This is a genomic window from Amycolatopsis sp. NPDC005961, from assembly GCF_040629235.1.
Taxonomy (GTDB): Bacteria; Actinomycetota; Actinomycetes; order Mycobacteriales; family Pseudonocardiaceae; genus Amycolatopsis; species Amycolatopsis camponoti.
Map to the genome: position 1 here is coordinate 104535 of NZ_JBEXVF010000010.1, position 21221 is coordinate 125755.

Here is a 21221-nt window from a genome sequence, read left to right on the forward strand (position 1 = left end):
GTGACGGAGTCAAGGGCGGTCGGGACCAAGGGGATGCCCCGCGAAGAGCGCGAGGCCCAGCTCGTCGTGGCCGGCACCGAGGAGTTCGGCCGGGCGGGCTACGCGGGCGCGTCGATGGTCGAGATCGCGCGCCGGGTCGGAGTCACGAAGCCGTTGCTGTACCAGTACTTCGGCTCGAAGGACGGCCTCTACCTGGCCTGCCTGCACCGCGCGGGCGACCGCCTCACCGAGGGCGTCGCGACGACCATGGCGGCCGGCGGCGACCCCGACCAGATGCCGCTGAAGGTGCTTTCGGCGATCTTCACGACGTTCGACCACGACCGGTACGCGTGGCGCCTGCTGCGCGACGCGACGGTGCCGGCGACGGGCGGCATCGCGACCGCGGCGGCGGACTACCGGCGGCGCCTGGACGCGTTCGCCCTGCTCGGCGCGACGCAGCTGATGACGTCGCGCGGGCTCGCCGACCCCGTCGACATCGAAGCCATCGCGCAGGTCTGGACGGGCGTGGTCGACTCGCTGATCAGCTGGTGGATCGACCGTCCGGACGAAGACGCCGTGGCGATGACTTCCCGGTGTGCGCGCATCATGGAGGGCCTGTTCGGCTGGTGACCCTGGCGGGGGTCGTCGACAATTGCCGTTTGCGGCTTTTGTCCGTTGTTCATGACACGCAGAGTGGTATTCCCCGACGGGTTTCCCGAACGGCGTAGCGAAACCGATTCGGTTCGCGATTAATCAGGGAAGCCATCCCGTCGAGAGGTGTCCCATGCCCGAGCCCGCCGTCCCTGTCCCGGCCGATCCACGCCTGGCCGCGCGGTTCACCGAGGATCTGCTCGACGGTTGCCGGGTCCTGGCGAAGGACTACGGATACCGGCCGGCCCAGTTCGAACGGATGGTCCGCGAGCACGGCGGCGTCGAGGCGGCGCGGCTGCTGCTGCGCGGCGCCGGCACCGCGGGCGGGTTCACCGTGCTCTGGGAGAAGAACCAGCTCGGCCGCAGCTCCGAGGCGACCATGCTCCGCACGGAGTACGCCGACCTGTTCACCCCCGACGAGCTCCTGCTGGCCCGTCGGCGGCTTGAGGAACACGGCTTCGACGTCGACGCCCACCTGCGCAGCGTCGCCGAACAGGGGTGAGGGCGGCAGGGGTGACCGGCGCCGCTCCGGTCACCCCTGCCGCGGCTTCTAGGCCGCAGCCGCGCTGGACTTGCCGCGCAGCACCACGCTGGCCGTCGACGCGCCCTTGATCGCCGTCTCCACCTGGGCCATCGTCGAAGACGAGCTCAGGCCGGGGACCGTCGCGGTGTTCAGGGCGTAGAGCGTGAACGTGTACGGGTGGCTGGAGCCGCCCGGGCAGGGGCCGAAGAACTTCTGCGCGTTCGCCCCGCTGCCCATCGCCTTCTGCTTGGCGCCACCCTGGTTCGGCACGGTGTAGCCCGCCCCGAGACCCTCCGGCAGCGACTTCGTGGCCGCCGGGACGTCCCAGATCGCCCAGTGCAGCTTGTTGCCGCTGTTGGCGACGTCGGCGAACACGATGGCGTAGGCCTTCGCGCCCGTGGACTCGCCCCACGCGAGCGGCGGCGACGGGTCCTGGCCCGCCGTGCCGTCCCCGGCGCAGGTGTACTTGTCCGGGATGGTGGCGTTGTCGGCGAAGGCGGAGCTGGTCAGCTTGAAGCCACCCGGCGTGGTCCCGCCGGGGAACTTCAGCCGCACGATCACGTTGTCCAGCACCGACGGCGTGCCGCCGTTCTTGTCGTTGTTCGTCGACGTCAGCCACAGCCCGCCGTCCGGGGACTTCGTGACCGAGCGCAGCCGGCCCCAGCGGCCGGAGAACAGGGTCGACACGGTGCCGACGCCGGTGCCCGCCGCGTTGATCTGCGTCGCGAACATCTGCTCGCCGGTGACGCCGGCGATGTAGATCCAGTCGTTGACGATCTCGACGCCCGACGGCCCGGCCTGCGACGTCGACCACGTCTTCTTCGGGGCGATGAAGCCGCTGCAGCTGCCCTGCGTGCCCTCGCAGCTCGGCCAGCCGAAGTTGCCGCCCTTCTGGATCAGGTTGAGCTCGTCCTGGCTGCTCTCGCCGAACTCCGCCGCCCACAGCTGGCCGCGGGAGTCCCAGGCCAGGCCCTGCGGGTTGCGGTGGCCGTAGCTCCAGACGTACCGGGCGTTGCCGCCGGTGGCGTAGAACGGGTTGTCGCTCGGCGCCGAACCGTCCGGATTGAGCCGGAGGATCTTCCCGTTGAGCGAGCTCTTGTTCTGCGCGTTGTCACTGTTCTTCGCGTCGCCGACGGTGGCGTACAGCTTGCCGTCCGGACCGAACTTGATCCGCCCGCCGTTGTGGTAGCGGTTCTTCGCGATCCCGGTCAGCACCGGTGTCGACGTCGAGGAGAGCGTGGTGCCGTCGTAGGTCATCTTCACGATCCGGTTGTCGCCGGACGCCGTGTGGTACAGGTAGATCGCGTGGTCGGTGGACCAGTTCGGCGAGATCGCCAGGCCCAGCAGACCGCCTTCGCCGTTGGTGCCGACCGCGCCCGGCACCTTGCCCAGCGTGGTCTTCTGGCCGGACGGCGTCACCAGCAGGACCTCGAACCGGTCCCGCTCGGTCACCAGCGCGTTGCCGTTCGGCAGGAAGTCCACCGCCCAGCCGAGGTCGACCTTCGCGATGTCCTTGTCGTACTCCGGGATGCCCCCTGCGCCGCCCGGAGCGGACGTCTTGGCGGTGACCGCGTTGCTCGCCGCGGAGCTGTTGCCGTCGGGGTCGCGCGCCTTGACGGTGAAGGTGTAGGAGGTGCTCGGGTTCAGGTTCGTCACGGTCGTGCCGAGCGACGTCGTGGTCGCGACCTTCGTGGCGCCCTGGAAGACGTCGTACCCGGCGACCGTGCCGCCGTTGTCGGTGGAAGCGTTCCACGCCAGGGAAACGCTGTTCGCGGTGACGCCGGTGGAGCGCAGGTTGCCCGGCACGCTCGGCGGGGTGGTGTCGTCGCTCGGCGGCGTGGTGAAGGTGACCACGTTGCTCTGCTGCGACGGGTTGCCCGCCGCGTCGAACGCGCCGACCGAGATGTCGTAGGCGGTGTTCGGGGTCAGGTTGGTCACCGTCGCCGACGTCGTGTTCCCGTCGACGGTCTTGAGGATGTTGCCACCGCGGTTGATCTCGTAGCGCACGACGCCGACGTTGTCGGTCGCGGCGGTCCAGGAGAACGTCGCGGCGGTGGGGAGGATGTCGCTCGCCTTGAGGTTCGACGGCGGCGTCGGCGGTTCGCCGTCGGTCGGCGCGACGAAGGTGTCGGTCAGCTTGTCGGCGTTCGGGCCGCCGTTCGCGGTGGTCGCCGTGGTGCGGATCTTGTTGACCCCGGCGGTCAGCTGCACGCTCGCGGTGGCGGTCTTCCACGTCGTCCACGCGCCGGTGCCGGGGAAGTCGACGGTGCCCTTGTCGCCGCCGTCGACGACCAGCTTCACGGGCCGGTTGTCGGCGGTTCCGTTGGCGTAGCGGAAGGTCAGGGTGTGCGTGCCCGCCTGCGCGGCGTTCACGGAGTATTCGACGTAGCTGCCGACGACGTTGTCGAAGTTGACGAACCCGGTACCGGAGTAGCCGGCGTGGTTCGACTCGACGACGCCCTGGGAAATGACGGCGCTCTCGGACTCGTAGTCGGTATCGGCAGCGAAAGCGCTTACCGGACTGAGCGCGGTGAGGCCGAGCGCCGCGACGGCGGTACCGGCCAGTACCACGCGCCACGGTGGACGGGGTGCCACTGGGAGCCTCCTGCGTGGGTCGGGGGACAGGGGGTGACCGGGGCGGAACTGGTCGGCGGACCACCGGAATCGGACCTAATAGTTAGGAAAGTTTCCTATCTATAGGAGGGATCTCACACCCTTCGAGCGGGCCGTGTCAATACTCGACACGGGCGCTCACCCTTGGTGAAGAAGGGTTTCCCGCTCAGCGGTGCCTTGTCCGTCCGGTGGAGCCGGAGCCGGAGCCGGAGCGTCAGCCGACCGTCGCGGCGGTTTCGCCCGCCCAGTCGCGCGGTACGAGGAACGCCGCCAGCTCCGCTTCCGGGCTCCCCGGCTCCGGCGTGAACCCGGACTCCCACCGTGCCATCGGCGGCAGTGCCAGCAGGATCGCCTCGGCGTCGGCGCGCCCGGCGGACGCGGCGCGGAAGAGCGCGGCTTCGACGTACCGGCCGCGGCGGTGGAGCTGCCACTGCCGCTCGCGGTCGCCGTGCGGCAGGTCCCGCCGCCGTCGCACGATCGGTAGGTACGCGGGGGCGATCGTGGCGATGCCCGCCGCCGTGAACGCCGCTCCGCGCCGCCAGCCGTGCGGGCCGGCCGGGCGCAGGTGGTCGAAGGCGATGCCGCCGAGCCCGTGCGGCTCGTCGCGGTGCGGCAGCCGGAACCGGTCGTCGGCGGTGCGCTTCGCCTGCGCGTGGAAGGCCGGGTCGAGTGTGTCGCAGTGCTGCTTGAGCACCCGGTGGAAGTGCGCCGCGTCCTCGGCGAAGCCGTAGCACGGGAGGAGCTCCACGGTGCCGCCGAACCACCAGGTGTCCTCGGACTCGCAGTACCGGAAGTGCGCCTGGAACCCGGGAACGTACGGGCTGCGCGGGTGGACCACGACCGACAGCCCGCTGGTGAAGAACCCGCCGTCGTCCGCGGTCGTCACGCTGATCCCGGCGCGCTCGAAGACGTCGCCGTCTTCCAGCAGGCTCGCGCGGCCCCGGCCGAACCGGGCTCCGCCGTCGAGGCGTTCCAGCTCCGCGACCAGCTCGCGCCGGCCGGAGCTCATGATCGCCTTGACGGCGTCACGTCTGCTGTCCTCACCCGAAAGCATGACCCCCACCCCCGCGGGCGAGGATACCGCGAAAACGAGGTCAGCCGGCGATTTCGGCCCGCGCGATCACCTTGGTGATCTTCGCCCGGACCAGCGACTCCTCGGGGACGGCGTTGCGCTTGCCGTACTCCTCGGCGCGCTCGGCGCCCATGTACCGGCCGCCCAGCCTGGTCGCCCAGGCGAGCATCTCGTCGTAGTCGTGGGTCAGCCGCGCCTCGGCGGTGAACTGGATGTAGGAGTACGGCGGTTCCTGGTCGTCGACGACCAGGGAGATCCGCGGGTCGCGGGCGATCGCCTTGCCCTTGAGGGTGTCGGTGCCGGTGGTGAAGACCAGCTCGTCACCGTCCGGGGTCTCGTCCAGCAGGAACCAGATCGGGGTGACGATCGGGGCGCCGTTGGCCCGCACCAGGCCGAGCTTGCCCGTCCGGGTGCCCTCGGACGCGAACTGCCACCACTCTGAACGGCTCATCTCACGCATGTGAGCGACGTTAGCCCGTCACCCGCGCGTGTGCAGAGGGTGGCCGACTAGCCTGGCCTGCTGTGCGAGACGACGACAGGGCCGCGATGGGACTGGCCGACGAGGGGCTGACGCGCCGGCTCAAGGCGCTGGCCTGCACCGCGCCGCTGCACGACCTGGACGCGCGGAAGGCGAAGCTCGACTGGGCCGACGCCACGATCTACCAGATGGCCGAGATCGCGCTGCACACGATCGACCAGGTCACCATCGCGATGGACTTCGACACCGGCGCCGGCCACGACGAGGTCATCGACCGGCTGCTGCCGTTCATCGCCGCGCAGGCGCCGTCGCGGATGCCCGAAGAGCACGTCCGCGTGGCCAAGTGGGTCCTCGACAACCTGATCAACGTCGGCACCACCGACCGCGGCTTCCGGCGCGTCTACGGCTCGATGGGCCCGGGCGGCTACCAGCGGCGCCAGTTCGACTTCAAGCTGCTCGTCGAACTGGCGGCCCGGGACGGCGAGGTCTACCTGCGCGCGACCGACGAGGCGATCAACGTCCTCGTCGGGGCCCTGGACACCGACGTCGAGTCGGCGCAGATCGCCGCCGAGGTCAAGCTGGAGAACCTCATCAACCGAGGCCGTCTCGCGGACGCCAAGCTGGCCGCCGAGCAGGCCCGCTACCGGACCGTCCAGTACGGCGAGACGCTGCGCGCGAAGCTCGACGCCACCCGCCGCGACGTCCGGTCGGTCGACTGGGAACGCGAGGTCCCGGAGCTGCTCGACAGCGCGTTGAGCCACATCGAGGCCCGGTTCCGCGCCGAGAACGCCATCCTCAAGAACATCACCACCGCCCGCGACGAGACCGAGGACCTCGACCGCAAGCGCCGCGCGGCCGAGCTCGTCGACATCGTCGGCGACTGCATCCGCCGGCACACACGGCTGCAGTCCCGGCTGGCCGACGCGGGCGCGGTGTTCCGCGCGGAGCAGGACCGCCAGCAGTTCTCCGGCCCGCCGCAGCGCGCGACCCTGGATCTGTTCGGGCAGCTTCTCGTTCCCACACTCGGGCTGCCGCTGGCCGACGCCGTCGCGCCGGTCGAGCACTTCTTCCACGCCGCCGCGGGCATTGCCCCGCCAGTCGTGCCGTCGCTGTCTTCGCTCGTTTCGCTCCTGCTGCGCCCGGCTCCCGAGCGCGACCAGCTGGTGGGCGAGATCCCCGAGCCGGAGCTGATGCCCGCCGACATCACCGACAAATTCGGCGACGACGTCTGGCGCCGGGCCGACGAGCTGCTCGACCTGCCCGAGGTGCCCCGGCGGCTGTCCGGCCTGCTCGAAGAGGCCCGCCGCGGCCGCCAGCCCGGCCTCGCCGCCCTGGTCGCGCTCCGCGCGGTCCACGCCTACAGTCCCGGGGTCGGCGCGGCCCGGCGCCAGGGCGACCGCTCGGTGCTGCTGGCCGTCGACGACGGCACCCTGCTCGACGACCCGGAGTTCGGCGGCGCCGACCTCCTGCTGTCCACCGCCGCCGTAGAGCGGGCCGACGAAGAAGAGGAAGTCGCGTAATGGCGCTGTCCCACAGCAGCGTGGACGCCGAGGCCGCGGCCCGGCTGGTCGCGTTCGGCATGCGGCCGAAGCAGCTGCCCGCGCGCGACGTCGTCTACGGCGACCTCGTGCGCCGCTACGGCGAGGACAACGCGTTCAAAGCGCTCACCCACGCCGTCGCCGCCGGGCTCGGGCTGATGGTCCTCGAGGTCAACCAGCAGGCCGGCGCGGTCCTCGCGGCCACCGACGAGTCCGTCTTCGAGATCAAGATGGACTCCTACGCCCGCCAGGCCAAGATCCGCGAGCGGCGCGAGACGGAAAAGGTCCTGCACGGCCTGATCCACCTCGCCACCGCGGCGCTGGGCTACCCGCGCCCGGACGACCTCGCCAACGACACCTACATCGGCCGCGTCAGCGTCGAGCAGGTCGACGCGATGGTCCGCGAAGCCGCCCGCATGCTCGACGAACGCGCCGCGGCGGCCGAGGCCAACAACGACCCGCTGGCCGACGCGCCCGAGCTGGAACAGGCCTGGCGCGCCTACACCCGGCGTCCCGCGGCGGCCGCCACGAAGGACGGCCGTCTCGCCGCCGACACCACCCGCGGCATGGTCTCCCGCGCCCTGCGCTTCCTCGCCGACCAGGGCTTCCTGGTCCCGGTGAGCGACGAGCAGGGCGGCACCTACCGGACCACGCCGCGCTACCAGATCCAGGTCCGCGAGCTCGCCGCGGACGCCGCCTTCGACGACCTGCTCGCGCTGGACGTCGTGGCCGTCGCGAACTCCTGGGGCACGCTGCGCGCGACGTCGTCGGACACGCTGTAGAGGGGAATCGATGTACGAGCTTTCGCGGGTCCGCCTGCATTCCGTGGGCCCGGCGGGTGCCCGCTACCAGGACGTCGTGCTCGACTTCAGCGGCGTCGGCGCCAAGATCACCGCACCCCAGCAGGACGCGCTGTTCAGCGCCGGCATCCACGCGACCGGCCCGGCCGAGCTGCGCCGCCCGTCGCCGGCCAGCGTGCTGTTCCTGGAGAACGGCGGCGGCAAGTCCGTCCTCATCAAGCTGATCTTCTCGGTGATGCTGCCCGGCCGCCGCCAGGTCGTCGGCACCACCAGCACCAAGGTGCTCGAGAAGTTCGTCGCCGCCAAGGACGTCTCGCACGTCGTCCTGGAGTGGCTGCACGTCGAGAGCGGGCACCGGATCATCACCGGCAAGGTCTCCGAGTGGCGCGGGCACGTCGTGTCCGCCGACTCCGAGAACCTCGCCGACTCCTGGTACTGCTTCCGCCCGACCGCCGCGCTGGGGCTCGATTCCCTGCCGATGACCCAGGACGGCCGGCTGCTCACCATGTCCGGCTTCCACGACAAGCTCGCCGCCGCCCAGCTGGCCGAGCCCGAGCTGGAGCTGTCCTGGACCCGCCGCCACCACGAGTGGACCGGCCGGCTCGACGGCCTCGGCCTCGACACCGAGCTGTTCCGGTACCAGCGCGCGATGAACGCCGGCGAAGGTGAAGCGGCGGACGCGTTCGCCTTCGGCACCGACGACGCCTTCGTCGACTTCCTGCTGCGCGCGGTGATCTCCGAGGACGAGCCGAAGGACCTCGCCGAGGTCGTCTCGACGTACTCGCACAACCTGGCGCAGCGCGGGGACCTGTTGTCGGAACGCGATTTCGTCGCGGGAGCGCTCGACCTGCTGGGCCCGCTGGCCGCCGAGGAAGGCGTCGCCGCGGAGTCGCGGAAGATCGCCGAGGCCGCGAAGGCCGACATGGCGTCGCTCGCCGGTCGCGTCGTCGCGCGCAACGAGTTGGAGAACGCGCGGCTGTCGGGACTCGAGGAGCACGTCGCCGAGGTCAAGTCGGCCGAGAAGCTCGCCGAGGGCGACCACCGGCGGCTCGCCGCGGGCGTCACGGAGCTGCGCCGCTTGGTCGCGGTGCTGCGCCTGGACGAGGCCCAGGAAGCCCGCAAACGGGTCGACGCCGAACTGGCTGAAGCGAAGACCGAGGCCGAGGCGTGGCGCGAGACGGCGACCGTGCTCAACCAGCTGAACTCCTCCCGCAAGGCGAAGGACCTGCGCGAACTGGTCGGCAGCCGCGAGGAGAAGGCACGACCGGCCTTGCAGGCGCGCAACGACGCCGCTTCGGCGCTCGCGCGGGGGTTGCACGCGCTGGCGCAGGACGCCCAGCGTCAGGCCGACAAGGCCGAGGCCCACGCGGGCGCGTTGCGTGCCGAGGCGGAGAAGGCCCAGACCGAACGCGACGAGGCCGCCAACCTCGCGGCCGGGCGGCGGGCCGAAGCCCGCGGGCTGACCACGCGGATCACCGAGCTGCGCGAAGAGATCCAGAACGCCGTCCGCGCCGGGCTGCTGCCCTCGGGTGCCGACGTCGCGGACGCTTCGCGAGCCGCCCGCGCCGCGGCCGAGGCCGCCACCGCCGAGCTGGCCCGGCGCGAGCAGGAACTGGACCGGGTGGCGGCGGATCTCCAAGCGGCGCAACGGGCCGTCAACGAGGCACACCAGCTGGCGGGCACCACCCAGGACCGCTTCGAGCGGGCCACCGAGGACCTCGATCGTGCCCACCGCCGCACCGACGCGCTCGCCGCCGAGGGCCGCCTGGTCGAGCTGCTCGGCGCCGACGACGTCGCTTTGGAGAGCGACCTGCCGGTGTTGCTGGAGCGGCTGCGCGAGGCGAGCGCGTCCGTCGAGAAGGAGCAGACCGCGCTGCGGATGGAGGAGTCCGCCGACGAGCGGGCCCTCGCCGCGCTGGGCTCCGGCGGGCTGCTGCCGCCGCCGGAAGACGTCCAGGCCGCGCTGGACGCCCTGGAGGAAGCCGGGATCACCGCGTGGTCCGGCTGGCGCTATCTGTCCAAACTGGACGCTGCCCGGCGCGCCGAAGTCCTGGAAAGCCTGCCGCAGCTGGTGTCCGGCGTGCTGCTGAACGACACCGCCCACGCGGACCGGGCCCGTGAGGTCCTGACGACGCGGCGGCTGCTGCCCAGCGCGATCATCGCCGTCGGCACCACCGAGGCGTTGCTGGCCGAGGCGCCCGCCGCGCCCGGCGTCGAGTTCCTCGTGCCGCCGAACCCCGCGATGTACGACGAAGAAGCCGCGGACGCCGAGCGGGAAGCCGTGGCCCGGCGGCACACCGAACGGCAGCGACGCCTGGAGGCGTTGTCCGCCAAGCTGGCCGCGGACGGCGCCCTGACGTGGAAGCTCACCACCTGGCGCGAGGACTACCCGCCCGGCGCCGTCGCGACGCTGGCCGAGCAGGCCCAGGCGGCCCGGGCCGCGCGCGAGACCGCGCGCACGGCGCTGGAGCAGGCCGACGCGGAGTTCGCGCGGTTGAGCGAAAAGGCCGCGTCGCTGCGGGAGCGCGTCCCGGAGCTGCGGGCGGCCGCGAGCGAAGCCGAGGAGAAGGCGCGCCGGCTCGGGGACCTGGGCGCCCGCGGCGCGCGGATCGCCGAGTGGACCGAAGACGTCGAGCGCGCCACCGAGGTCGCCGAGCGCGCCGACCTGCAGGCCGCCGACGCCGCCGGCAAGGCCGCGCGGCTGCGCGAGCAGGCGGGGGAGGAGCAGCGCACCGCCGACGGCCACCGCCGCACCGCGACGACCGCCCGCGCCGAGCTGGCCGAGGTCCCGGGCGCGGCCGAAGCGGCCGACGGCCCGGTGCCGGCCGAGCCGGTCGACGCGTTGCGGCGGACCTACCTGTCGGCGTCCGAGTCGTACGCGAAGGTCGAGGTCGGCAGCGACCTGCGGGCCGAGCTGGAGCAGGCCGAGTCCGCCGAAGCCGCCGCCGGCTCGGCCGTCGAGTCCCTCGACGAGGCGGTCCGGGTCCGCGCCGCCGAGCTGCTGGAGACGCCCGACGGCTCGGACGCCTCGGCGCGCGCGGCCGCGTTGGCGCGCGCCCGCCGGGTCGTCGACGGCCTGGAGGACGAGCGCACGGAAGCGATCGGGCTGGTGTCGACGCGGCGGGCCGAGCTGGACGCGCTGCCGCTGCAGAACGGCGTCACCGGCGAGAAACCGCGCGACATCGAGCACGGCCTCGAACTGATCGACGCGGCCGGGCTGGAAGTGTCGGTGGCCGCGCGGAAGTGGGAAGAGCTGCAGGAACGCCGGGCGGCGGCCGAAGCGACGCTGGAGTCCGCGAAGAACTCGGCGTCCGGCTTCTCGCTGCTGGCCGAGTCGATGGCCCGGCTGGTGACGGACACCGACGCCGCGGCCTACGACGGCGACGTCGACACCGCGCGCGCCCAGTACACCCGGCTCAACGCGACGTTCACCGAAGCGCAGGAGGCCGCCGACGCGGGCGACCGGCGCGTGCGCGAGGCCGCCGACCAGCTCGCGCAGTACGCGACGGAGAAGCGGTTCGAGAAGCTGAGCACGCCGGTGCGCCAGCAGGTCATCTCGGTCAAGCGCGACCGGCTGCCCGCGCACGCCGCCGAGTGGGCGGAGGCGCTGCGGCCGCGGCTGCGCTCGCTCACCGACGACCTCGCGCAGATCGACCGCCACCGCGGCGGCATCATCACGCGCCTGCAGGGCATGGTCGACGGCGCGCTCCGGACGTTGCGCTCCGCCCAGCGCGTCTCCCGGCTCCCGGACGGCCTCGGCGACTGGTCCGGGCAGGAGTTCCTCCGCATCCGCTTCACCGAGCTGGAGGACAACGCGCTCACCGAGAAGCTCGGCGAGGTCGTCGACGAGGCGGCCGTCGGCAAGACCGCGGACGGCCGCGACGTCAAGCGCGACGGGCTTTCCCTGGTGCTGCGCGGGGTCCGGGCCGCGGCGCCCAAGGGGTTCCGCGTCGACATGCTCAAGCCGGACTCGGTGCTGCGGACCGAACGCCAGCGCGTCTCGGAGATCCGCGACGTGTTCTCGGGCGGCCAGCAGCTGACCGCGGCGATCATCCTGTACTGCACGCTGGCCGCGCTGCGGGCCAACAACCGCGGCAAGGCCCGCAACCGGCACTCGGGCGTGCTGTTCCTGGACAACCCGATCGGCCGCGCGTCCGCCGGGTACCTGCTGGAGCTGCAGCGGGCGGTGGCCGAGGCGCTGGGCGTGCAGCTCATCTACACGACGGGCCTGTTCGACGCGGGCGCGCTGTCGGAGTTCCCGCTGATCGTGCGGCTGCGCAACGACGCCGACCTGCGGGCCGGCCGCAAGTACCTGTCGGTGGATTCGACGGTCCGCACCTCCCTCGACGACCTCGGCGACCCGGACGGCGTCGCGCGGCTGTCGGCGACGCGGATGTTCTCGCGGCCGTCCGAAGACCCGGATTCCGCTGAGGACGAACAGACGGCCTGACGGGAACATCTCCGGGAGTTCCGTGGTTGCCCGGCGCATGACGAACCTGGGGGCGCTGGGCGCCACGTTGGGCACGACCGGGCCGGAGACCGTCACGGCCGCCGCGGAGCTGGACGAGCTGGGGTACGCCACGCTGTGGCTGCCGGGCGGGCAGGGCAGCAACCTGCCGCTGATCGCCGACGTGATCCACGGGACCGCGAAGATCCCGGTCGCGAGCGGCATCCTGCCGGTCGACCGGGTGCCCGCGGCCGACATCGCCCGGGCGTACGCGGACCTGCCGGCCGGGCGGTTCGTCGTCGGCCTCGGCGGCGCCCACGGCCCGCGTCCGCTGGCCACGCTGAACGACTACCTCGACGAGCTGGACGACACCGTCCCCGCGTCCGAACGCATCCTTTCGGCGCTGGGCCCCAAGATGCTGGAGCTGGCGCGGGACCGCGCGTCGGGGGCGTACCCGTTCCTCGTGACGACGGACTACGTCGCTTCGGCGCGGGAGATCCTCGGCGCCGGCAAACAGCTCGTGGTGCTGCTGAGCGTCGTCCCGGGTGCCGACACCGCCGCGACCCGCGAGCGCGCCCGCGAGGGCTCGCTGCGGTTCCTGGCCGGGATGCCCGGCTACGCGAACAACTTCCGCCGCATGGGCTTCACCGACGCCGACATCGCGGACCTCTCCGACCGGCTGGTCGACGGGCTCACGGTCCGCGGCGACCTCGACGCGGTCGTGGCGCGGCTGCGCGAGTACCGGGCGGCGGGGGCGGACCAGGTCGTCGTCCCGGCCGGTGACCTGCCCCGCGAGTGGTGGCCGGCGCTGGCGGAGGCTCTGCGGTGACCACCGCACGGGCCCGCGGGCTCACGCACGGCGTCCCGGCGGAGGTGTCCTTGCAGGACGCCCTCGCCGCGGTCGCCGATCCCGTGCGCCGCAGCATCCTGCGGGAGCTGGCCGCCGTGCCGGAGTGGACGAAGGCGTGCGGCACCTTCGCCCAGCCGGTGGCGAAGGCGACGCTCAGCCACCACTTCACCGTGCTGCGGGCGGCGGGCCTGATCGAGCAGCGCGACGCCGGGCCGCGGCGGCTGAACCGCTTGCGGCGCCCGGAGTTCGACGCGGCGTTCCCCGGGTTGCTGGACCTGGTGCTCAGTCACCCCGGCCGGTGAAGGCGAGGGTGGTGCCGAGGCCGATCATGACGAGGCCACCGGTGCCGCCGACCATCTCCAGGCGTTTCGGCGAGCGGGCGAACCACGCGCGGGCGGTGCCCGCCACCAGCGCCCACGCGCTGTCGGTGGCCAGCGCGATCGCCGGCAGGCACAGGCCCAGCAGCAGCATCTGGACCGGCACGGACCCGGCGACCGGGTCGACGAACTGGGGCAGCAGCGCCGCGAGGAACACGATCGACTTCGGGTTCGCGAAGCCGACGACGAACCCGTCGCGCAGCACGGTCAGGACGCGACCGGGCGTCGCGGGCACCTTGGCGGCCATCGCGTCGGTGAGCCGGCGGCGGTGCCGCAGGGCCTGGACGCCCAGGTACACGAGGTAGATCGCGCCGGCGATCTTGATCGCGGTGAACACCGCGGCCGACGTCGTCACGAGCACGCCGAGGCCGAACGCGACCGCGACGACCTGCGTGTAGACGCCGGCGGAGTTGCCCACGACGGTGAGCAGCGCGTCGCGCCGCCCGACCGTGAGCGCGCGGCTGATGGTGAACAGCACGCTCGGACCGGGGACGACGACCATGAGGAACGTCAGTGCGGCGAAGGCAACAAAGTGCGCACCGGAGACCATGCCTCGAGCGTAAACGGGCCCCGGCCTGGCGACCAGGCGTTTTTGTCGGTGCCCGGTGGTATCAACAGCGGGTGCCTCCACTCAAGATCAGCACCGCGCAACGCCGGGCCCGCCTCGCCGTCCGGCACCACCTCGCCGCGCCCGCGGCCACGGTGGAGGACGCCGTGGCCGGCGTCGTGGCCCTGCACGCCACCGACCCGGCGACGGTCCACCTTTCGGCGTGCGCGCGGCTCGCGTCCCCGGCGATCGCTGCGGTGGAGCGGGCGTTGTACGACGACCGCACGCTGCTACGGCTGCTCGGCATGCGCCGCACGGTGTTCGTCACCGGGCTGGACACCGCGGCGCTCGTGCAGGCCGGGTGTTCCGCGGACATCGAGGTCAAGCAGCGGAAGCTGCTGGAGCAGCACCTGGGCCGGCAGGGGCACCCGGAGAACGTGCCGGAGCCGGGGAAGTGGCTCCTGGACGTCGAAGCGTCGGTCGAGGCGGCGCTGCGGGCCCGCGGCTCGGCGACGGCGCAGCAGCTCAGCGAGGACGAGCCACGGCTGCGGCAGCAGCTGCTGATGGCGGCGGGGAAGCCGTACGAGGCGATCGGGAACGTCACCAGCCGGGTGTTGTTCCTGCTGGCCGCCGGCGGCCGGATCGTGCGGGGCCGGCCGCGGGGGAGCTGGACCAGCAGCCAGTACGTCTGGCACCCGCTGGATTCCTGGGCGCCCGGGTTGCTCCGGTGGGACGCGGAGGAGGCGCGGGTCGAGCTGGCCCGGCGCTGGCTGCGCGCGTACGGCCCGGCGCCCGCGGCGGACCTGCGGTGGTGGACGGGCTGGACGGCGGGGCAGACGAAGAAGGCCCTTTCCGCGTTGTCGCCGGTGGAGGCCGACCTCGACGGGGTGCCCGGAGTCGTGCTGCCGGACGACGTCGCGTCCGTGCCCGAGCCAGCGCCATGGGTGGCGTTCCTGCCGGCGCTGGACCCGACGCCGATGGGCTGGCAGGAGCGCGACTGGTACCTCGGGCCGCACCGCCCGGCGCTGTTCGACCGCAGCGGCAACGTCGGCCCGACGATCTGGCTGGACGGTCGCGTGGTCGGCGGCTGGGCCCAGCGACGCTCGGGCGAGATCGCGTTCCGGCTGCTGGAGGACGTGGGCGCGGAGGGGAAGGCGCTGGCCGAAGCGGAGGCGGAGCGGTGCGCCGGGTGGTACGGGGAGGTCCGGGCGGTGCCGCGGTTCCGGACGCCGCTGGAACGGGAGCTGACCGGGTGAAGCTCCCCGGCTGGATCGGTCGAGTCATCGACCTCACGTCCGCTCGCGGCCGTCCGGAAACCGGCTTCGGACAGCGTCCGGAAACCGGGTTTTCGCAAGATCGACTGAATCGGTCCAGAGTCCTGTCGGCCTCGTTGCGGTCACGTCGTCCGCACCGGGCGCTTCCAGGCGGAACCGCCGAACCGCGGGCCTCGGCGGTCCGCCGTGGTCCAGGTGTCGATCACGTTAAGAAGACCCCTCGGGAGGCCCCGGCTTCTTAATCGATTCTTGACCCGTTCGCCAAGTGGTGGAAGTCTCGTCAGGGCAGTCAGGGACGCGCATGCCCGCACGCTAGGGTGGCCGCGAGCCCGCAAGTCACGGCCGGGACTCCCGGCCGATCCTCAGAGGAGTGGCAGCAGTGACCGTTCGCGTAGGTGTCAACGGCTTCGGCCGCATCGGCCGCAACTTCTTCCGCGCCGTGCAGGCCAGCGGCCACGACATCGAGGTCGTCGCCTTCAACGACCTCGGCGACGTCGCCACCATGGCCCACCTGCTGAAGTACGACTCCATCCTGGGCCGGTTCCCGGGTGAGGTCAGCGTCAGCGACGAGGGCATCGTCGTCGACGGCAAGACCATCAAGGCCCTCGCCGAGCGCGACCCGGCCAACCTGCCCTGGGGCGACCTGGGCGTGGACGTCGTCCTCGAGTCGACCGGCTTCTTCACGAACGCCGACGCCGCCAAGGCGCACATCGCCGGCGGGGCGAAGAAGGTCATCATCTCCGCGCCCGCCAAGGGCGAGGACCTGACCGTCGTCCTCGGCGTCAACGACGACAAGTACGACGGCTCGCAGGTCATCATCTCCAACGCCTCCTGCACCACCAACTGCCTCGGCCCGCTGGCCAAGGTCCTCCACGACGCCTTCGGCATCGAGCAGGGCCTGATGACCACGGTCCACGCCTACACGCAGGACCAGAACCTGCAGGACGCCCCGCACAAGGACCTGCGCCGCGCCCGGGCCGCCGCCGTGAACGTCGTCCCGACCTCGACCGGCGCCGCCAAGGCCATCGGCCTCGTCCTGCCGGAGCTGCAGGGCAAGCTGGACGGCTACGCGCTGCGGGTCCCGATCCCGACCGGCTCGGCCACCGACCTCACCGTGACGCTCTCCAAGGCCGCCACGGTCGAGGAGATCAACGCCGCCTACAAGGCCGCCGCCGACGGCCCGCTGGCCGGCATCCTGCGCTACAGCGACGACCCGATCGTCTCCTCGGACATCGTCACCGACCCGGCGTCCTGCATCTACGACGCGCCGCTGACCAAGGTCATCGGCAACCAGGTCAAGGTCGTGGGCTGGTACGACAACGAGTGGGGCTACTCCAACCGCCTCGCCGACCTGGCGAAGCTCATCGGTTCGAAGCTCTCCTGACCCGATGAGCGTCAAGAACCTCGACGACCTGCTGGGCGAGGGCGTTCAGGGCCGCTACGTACTCGTGCGTTCCGACCTGAACGTCCCGCTCGACGGGGACCGCATCACCGACGACGGCCGGGTCCGCGCGGCCCTGCCGACGATCAAGAAGCTCGCCGACGCGGGCGCGAAGGTCGTCGTCACCGCGCACCTCGGCCGCCCCAAGGGCGAGCCGGACCCGAAGTACACCCTCGCTCCCGTCGCCAAGCGGCTTTCCGAGCTGCTCGGCGCCGAGGTCGCGCTGGCCGGTGACCTGGTCGGCGAGTCCGCGAAGGCGCTGACCGGCGGCCTGGCCGACGGCGGTGTCGTCCTGCTGGAGAACGTGCGCTTCGACGCGCGCGAGACCAGCAAGGACGCCGTGGACCGCTCCGAGCTGGCCGCCGAGCTGGCCGCGCTCGTGCCGGGCGGCGCGTTCGTCTCCGACGGCTTCGGTGTCGTCCACCGCAAGCAGGCCTCGGTCTACGAGGTCGCTTCGGTGCTCCCGGCGTACGCGGGTGGCCTGGTGCTGGCCGAGCTGGACGTGCTGAAGAAGCTGACCGACGACGTGCAGCGGCCCTACGTGGTCGTGCTCGGCGGCGCGAAGGTGTCCGACAAGCTCGGCGTCATCGCGAACCTGCTCACCAAGGTCGACCGGCTGCTCATCGGCGGCGGCATGGCGTACACCTTCCTCAAGGCCCAGGGCCACGAGGTCGGCAACTCGCTGCTGCAGGCCGACCAGCTCGACCAGGTGAAGGGCTTCCTCGCCGAGGCCGAGAAGCGCGGCGTCGAACTGGTCCTGCCGGTGGACGTCCTGGCCGCGACGGGGTTCGCGGCCGATGCCGAGCACGAGGTCGTCGCCGCCACCGCGATCCCGGCCGACCGCGAAGGTCTCGACATCGGCCCGGAGACCCGTGAGCTGTTCGCGGGCAAGCTGGCCGACGCCAAGACCGTGTTCTGGAACGGCCCGATGGGCGTGTTCGAGTTCGAGGCGTTCTCCGGCGGCACCCGCGCCGTCGCGGAGGCGCTCGTGAAGAGCGACGCGTTCACCGTGGTCGGCGGCGGCGACTCGGCCGCCGCGGTCCGGCAGCTGGGCCTGCCCGAAGACGGCTTCTCGCACATCTCCACCGGCGGCGGTGCCTCCCTGGAGTACCTCGAGGGCAAGGAACTGCCGGGCGTGGTCGCCCTGGAGGAGAAGAACTAGTGGCACGCAAGCCGTTCATCGCCGGCAACTGGAAGATGAACCTGAACCACCTCGAGGCGATCGCGCTCGTCCAGAAGATCGCCTTCGCCCTGCCGGAGAAGTACTACGCGAAGGTCGACGTGGCGGTGCTGCCGCCGTTCACCGACATCCGCAGCGTGCAGACCCTGGTCGACGGCGACAAGCTGTCGCTCACCTACGGCGCCCAGGACCTCTCGCCGCACGACTCCGGCGCCTACACCGGGGACATCTCGGGCCTGATGCTGGCGAAGCTGGGCTGCAAGTTCGTCACCGTCGGGCACTCGGAGCGGCGCGAGTACCACGCCGAGACCGACGAGCTGGTCAACAAGAAGGTCAAGGCCGCGCTCAAGCACGGCATCACGCCGATCCTCTGCATCGGGGAGAAGCTCGAGGTCCGCGAGGCCGGCGAGCACATCCACCACACCACGACGCAGCTGATCGACGGGCTGAAGGGCCTCAAGGCCGAGCAGGTCAAGGACGTCGTCGTCGCGTACGAGCCGGTCTGGGCGATCGGCACCGGCAAGGTCGCCTCCTCGGCCGACGCCGAAGAGGTCTGCAAGGCCATCCGCGCCACCCTCCAGGAGAAGTACGGCGACGAGATCGCTTCGTCCGTCCGGGTGCTCTACGGGGGATCGGTGAAGTCGGGCAACATCAGCGAGCTGGTGGGCTGCGAGAACATCGACGGTGCCCTGGTCGGCGGAGCGAGCCTGGACGGCGAGGAGTTCACGAAACTCTGCGCACTCGCCGCGGGCGGGCCGCTGCCCTGATCGGGGCCACGACCGGGTAGCCTGTGTATCCGGTCCGTCACACAGCAGTGGACGAGTCCAGGGGTACGGTGGTGGTCGGAAACGACCATGCCGTACCCCTGCATTCACCTAGAGCCCAAGGGATGACATGAAGCTGTTCCTGCAAATCCTGTTGATCGTCACCAGCGTCTTCCTGGTGGTCGCGGTGCTGCTGCACCGGGGCCGGGGCGGTGGCCTGTCGTCGCTGTTCGGCGGCGGGATGCAGTCGAGCCTGGCCGGGTCGAGCGTGGCCGAGAAGAACCTCGACCGCATCACCCTGCTGCTGGGCGCGGTGTGGCTGATCAGCATCGTGGGCCTGGGTCTGCTGCTCAAGGTGTGAGGCGTCCGGCGCCCCACCGCCGATCGCGACCGGATTCCGGCGGCAGGGCGCAGTGATTCGGCGTGCCTATTGGGGGGCGCGCCGCCGATTCCTAGGTGTGAGGATTCATGGTTGGCGGTAACGCGATTCGAGGCACCCGGGTGGGTGCCGGTCCTACAGGCGAATCGGAACGAGGTGAATCGGCGCCCCGGCGCCGGGTGGGTTACTGGTGCGCCAACGGCCACGAAGCCCGGCCGTCGTTCGCGCTCGACGCGGAGATCCCCGACGAGTGGGACTGCCCCCGCTGCGGGCTCCCGGGCGGGCAGGACGAAAAGAACCCACCGGCCGCACCGCGGACCGAGCCCTACAAGACGCACCTGGCGTACGTGAAGGAGCGACGCAGCGACGCCGACGGCGAGGCCATCCTGGCCGAAGCCCTCGAGCGCCTGCGCCAGCGCCGGGAGATCATCTAAGCGTTGCCGGCCAAAAGCCACCCCGGGACTCCTCGGGGTGGCTTTTCGCGCGCCCACCCACCCTCCCGCCGTGATCCGACAGTCAACACACGTGATCCGAGGGTCGACACGACGCAGCACGCAGTGTCGACCCTCCAATCACGTGTGTCGGCCCTTCAATCACGCGTGTCGACCATCCAGGCACGCGTGTCGACCGTCCCGGTACACGAGCCGACCTGCCATGTACGTGGGCCGACCGTCCGGGGTACGCAGTCGGACTCTCCGGATACGCGGGCCGATGGTCGAAGTGCGCGCGCAAGCGTTCCCGCTCGCGTCCGGTTGGGCCGCCGCCCCCCGATTTCCACGCTACCGGCGGGCACCGACAATTCCGGCGCGAGAAAGCCGCGAGCGGCGAATTCCGGCCGTAATGGTCCGAAATCCGCCGCTCGCGGCCCTGCGAATCCGAAATCGTCGGTGGCCGCCGATAAAATGGATACCGGGGGCCGGAGGGCGTCCTCAGCGGTCCAGCGGGTAGCGGGCCCGAACCCGGAACCCACCGTCCTCCATGCCGGACGTCTCGAAACTCCCGCCCAGCAGCCGGGCCCGCTCGGCCAGCCCCGTCAGCCCGTGCCCGCCCGACGGCAGCGACTCCGCCGTCCGGCGAGCGCGCTCGTTGCGGACCTCGATCTTGAGCGCTCCGTGCTCACCCTGGATGCGGATCGTCGCCGTCGCGCCCGGGGCGTGCTTGTGGACGTTCGTCAAGCACTCCTGCACCGTCCGGTACGCCGCCGCCGACACCTGGTTCGGCAGGGCCTCCGGCAGGTGCTCCACCGACAGGTGCACCGGGACCTCCGACGTCCGGATCAGCCGGTCGAGGTCGTTGATCCCGGGGCGCGGACCCTCGTCGTCGGCACCCGTGCGCAGCACGCTCAGCAGCGAACGCAGCTCCTCGAGCGTCCGCTTCGACAGCGTCCGGATGACCTGCGCGGTCTCCAGCGCGTGGTCGTCGGTGGTCTGGGCCTGCAGCGCGCCGGCCTGCATCGCGATCAGCGTGATCTGGTGCGAGACGACGTCGTGCATCTCGCGCGCCAGGCGTGCGCGCTCTTCGGCGCGGACGGCGTCGGCGTGGAAGCGGCGCTCGCGGTCGCGGCTCGTGGCCAGCTCGGCGAGCTTGTTCGAAACCTCGGCCCGCGCTCCGATGAGCAGGCCGATCGCGATCGGCATGCCCGCGACGAGCACGCCGTAGATGCCGTCGAGGATGTGTTCGCGCCAGCTGAGCTCGGCGAAGTCCTCCAACGGCCACTGCACGAACCGGCAGCACCACACCAGCGCCGCGCCGACCCACACCTGCCAGTGCAGCTGACGGCGGGTGGCGAGCATGCCGAGCGTGATCATCGACGCCAGCTGCGCCCAGCCGGCCAGGAAGCCGGGGACCGCGACGAGCACGGCGAGGAACGGGAACTTCCGGCGGAACACCACCGCGAGGCAGGCGGCGCCGGAGAGCCAGATCGAATAGGGCTGGGCCTTCTCCGGGATCACCAGCCACACGTCGAGCACGGCCAGGATGACCGCGGCCGCGTCGATGGCGAACGTGACCACAGCGGGGCGCGGCACCGAGCCGAACAGGCTCAACCCGCGCTTGCGCGCCCGCTCGGCGGCCGATGGCCCCGAGCCGGCGATCGAGATGCCTGGAATCGAGAGTCCCTCTGTACTCATCGCTGGCGACCCCATTCGTCTTGTGGACTTGTTGGTGAGAGGTGCTCAGGGCCCGATCGGGACGCGCAGCAACGGACAAATGTGCGGATGCTAACGAGGTGGCGTACGAAGACGGTAAGTTTCACCCGTTGCCGGAGTTGCGGCGGCCGAATTCCGTAGTCGACTACTCCGTCCGGGCG

At 71.7% G+C, this 21221-nt stretch carries 18 protein-coding genes; 13 read left to right on the forward strand and 5 right to left on the reverse strand.

The genetic code is table 11. The annotated features are described in order from the left end of the window. Together ABZ342_RS11815 and ABZ342_RS11820 are read left to right on the forward strand one after the other, a co-directional pair. Positions 1-609 carry a TetR/AcrR family transcriptional regulator gene (locus ABZ342_RS11815; RefSeq protein WP_230862427.1) on the forward strand — a complete coding sequence of 203 codons (609 nt, stop codon included), beginning with the start codon at positions 1-3 and terminating at the stop codon, positions 607-609. A 154-nt stretch (positions 610-763) separates the two neighbouring features. Further along, on the forward strand, positions 764-1132 hold the full coding sequence (locus tag ABZ342_RS11820; RefSeq protein WP_155542478.1) for a hypothetical protein: 369 nt from the start codon (positions 764-766) through the stop codon (positions 1130-1132). Positions 1133-1180: 48 nt separating this feature from the next. Here ABZ342_RS11820 and ABZ342_RS11825 read toward each other — a convergent pair whose 3' ends face one another. From ABZ342_RS11825 to ABZ342_RS11835, 3 genes are all read right to left on the reverse strand, one after another. Next, positions 1181-3748 carry a PQQ-dependent sugar dehydrogenase gene (locus ABZ342_RS11825; RefSeq protein ID WP_360471717.1) on the reverse strand — a complete coding sequence of 856 codons (2568 nt, stop codon included), beginning with the start codon at positions 3746-3748 and terminating at the stop codon, positions 1181-1183. A 232-nt stretch (positions 3749-3980) separates the two neighbouring features. After that, on the reverse strand, positions 3981-4820 hold the full coding sequence (locus ABZ342_RS11830; RefSeq protein WP_155542480.1) for a coproporphyrinogen III oxidase: 840 nt from the start codon (positions 4818-4820) through the stop codon (positions 3981-3983). 40 nt (positions 4821-4860) lie between these two features. Next, positions 4861-5298 (reverse strand): PPOX class F420-dependent oxidoreductase, encoded by a 438-nt coding sequence (locus tag ABZ342_RS11835; RefSeq protein ID WP_360471721.1) that lies wholly within the window; start codon positions 5296-5298, stop codon positions 4861-4863. Positions 5299-5384: 86 nt separating this feature from the next. Between ABZ342_RS11835 and ABZ342_RS11840 the strand changes: the two genes are divergently transcribed. From ABZ342_RS11840 to ABZ342_RS11860, 5 genes are read left to right on the forward strand one after another with little or no spacing between them, the layout of a single operon-like run. After that, the gene (locus tag ABZ342_RS11840; protein ID WP_155544383.1) at positions 5385-6836 is read left to right on the forward strand and encodes a hypothetical protein; all 1452 of its coding nucleotides are present in this window, start codon (positions 5385-5387) and stop codon (positions 6834-6836) included. Then, positions 6836-7636, forward strand: a complete 801-nt coding sequence (locus tag ABZ342_RS11845; RefSeq protein ID WP_360471724.1) for a hypothetical protein — start codon at positions 6836-6838, stop codon at positions 7634-7636. Before ABZ342_RS11840 ends, ABZ342_RS11845 begins: the two co-directional genes overlap by 1 nt. A gap of 10 nt (positions 7637-7646) precedes the next feature. Further along, on the forward strand, positions 7647-12104 hold the full coding sequence (locus tag ABZ342_RS11850) for a hypothetical protein (protein WP_360471726.1): 4458 nt from the start codon (positions 7647-7649) through the stop codon (positions 12102-12104). 37 nt (positions 12105-12141) lie between these two features. Beyond that, positions 12142-12930, forward strand: a complete 789-nt coding sequence (locus tag ABZ342_RS11855) for a TIGR03620 family F420-dependent LLM class oxidoreductase (RefSeq protein WP_360471729.1) — start codon at positions 12142-12144, stop codon at positions 12928-12930. Next, on the forward strand, positions 12927-13253 hold the full coding sequence (locus tag ABZ342_RS11860) for a helix-turn-helix domain-containing protein (protein WP_360471732.1): 327 nt from the start codon (positions 12927-12929) through the stop codon (positions 13251-13253). The genes ABZ342_RS11855 and ABZ342_RS11860 overlap by 4 nt, the downstream gene beginning before the upstream one ends. Here the strand turns inward: ABZ342_RS11860 and ABZ342_RS11865 are convergent. After that, positions 13234-13878 (reverse strand): LysE family translocator, encoded by a 645-nt coding sequence (locus tag ABZ342_RS11865; protein WP_360471735.1) that lies wholly within the window; start codon positions 13876-13878, stop codon positions 13234-13236. The genes ABZ342_RS11860 and ABZ342_RS11865 overlap by 20 nt on opposite strands. A 71-nt stretch (positions 13879-13949) precedes the next feature. Here ABZ342_RS11865 and ABZ342_RS11870 point away from each other — a divergent pair, with 71 nt between their 5' ends. The 6 genes from ABZ342_RS11870 (at position 13950) to ABZ342_RS11895 (ending at position 19347) form a co-directional block, all read left to right on the forward strand. After that, entirely contained in the window at positions 13950-15131 is a 1182-nt protein-coding gene (locus ABZ342_RS11870) for a winged helix DNA-binding domain-containing protein (RefSeq protein ID WP_360471738.1), read from the forward strand. 397 nt (positions 15132-15528) lie between these two features. Next, the gene (gene gap / locus ABZ342_RS11875) at positions 15529-16533 is read left to right on the forward strand and encodes a type I glyceraldehyde-3-phosphate dehydrogenase (protein WP_155542488.1); all 1005 of its coding nucleotides are present in this window, start codon (positions 15529-15531) and stop codon (positions 16531-16533) included. 4 nt (positions 16534-16537) lie between these two features. Beyond that, complete coding sequence (locus ABZ342_RS11880) at positions 16538-17752, forward strand: phosphoglycerate kinase (protein WP_360471741.1); 1215 nt, start codon at positions 16538-16540, stop codon at positions 17750-17752. Continuing rightward, a complete protein-coding gene (tpiA, locus tag ABZ342_RS11885) occupies positions 17752-18537 on the forward strand; it encodes a triose-phosphate isomerase (RefSeq protein WP_155542490.1) in 786 nt (261 codons plus the stop codon). The genes ABZ342_RS11880 and tpiA overlap by 1 nt, the downstream gene beginning before the upstream one ends. Positions 18538-18664: 127 nt before the next feature. Continuing rightward, the gene (secG, locus tag ABZ342_RS11890; protein ID WP_086845181.1) at positions 18665-18895 is read left to right on the forward strand and encodes a preprotein translocase subunit SecG; all 231 of its coding nucleotides are present in this window, start codon (positions 18665-18667) and stop codon (positions 18893-18895) included. Positions 18896-19002: 107 nt separating this feature from the next. Continuing rightward, positions 19003-19347, forward strand: coding sequence for an RNA polymerase-binding protein RbpA (locus ABZ342_RS11895; protein WP_086671261.1), 345 nt, complete (start codon positions 19003-19005; stop codon positions 19345-19347). A gap of 495 nt (positions 19348-19842) precedes the next feature. On the opposite strand, the gene ABZ342_RS11900 is transcribed toward ABZ342_RS11895, so the two are convergent. Beyond that, entirely contained in the window at positions 19843-21042 is a 1200-nt protein-coding gene (locus ABZ342_RS11900) for a histidine kinase (RefSeq protein ID WP_196425280.1), read from the reverse strand. Positions 21043-21221 lie beyond the last annotated feature (179 nt).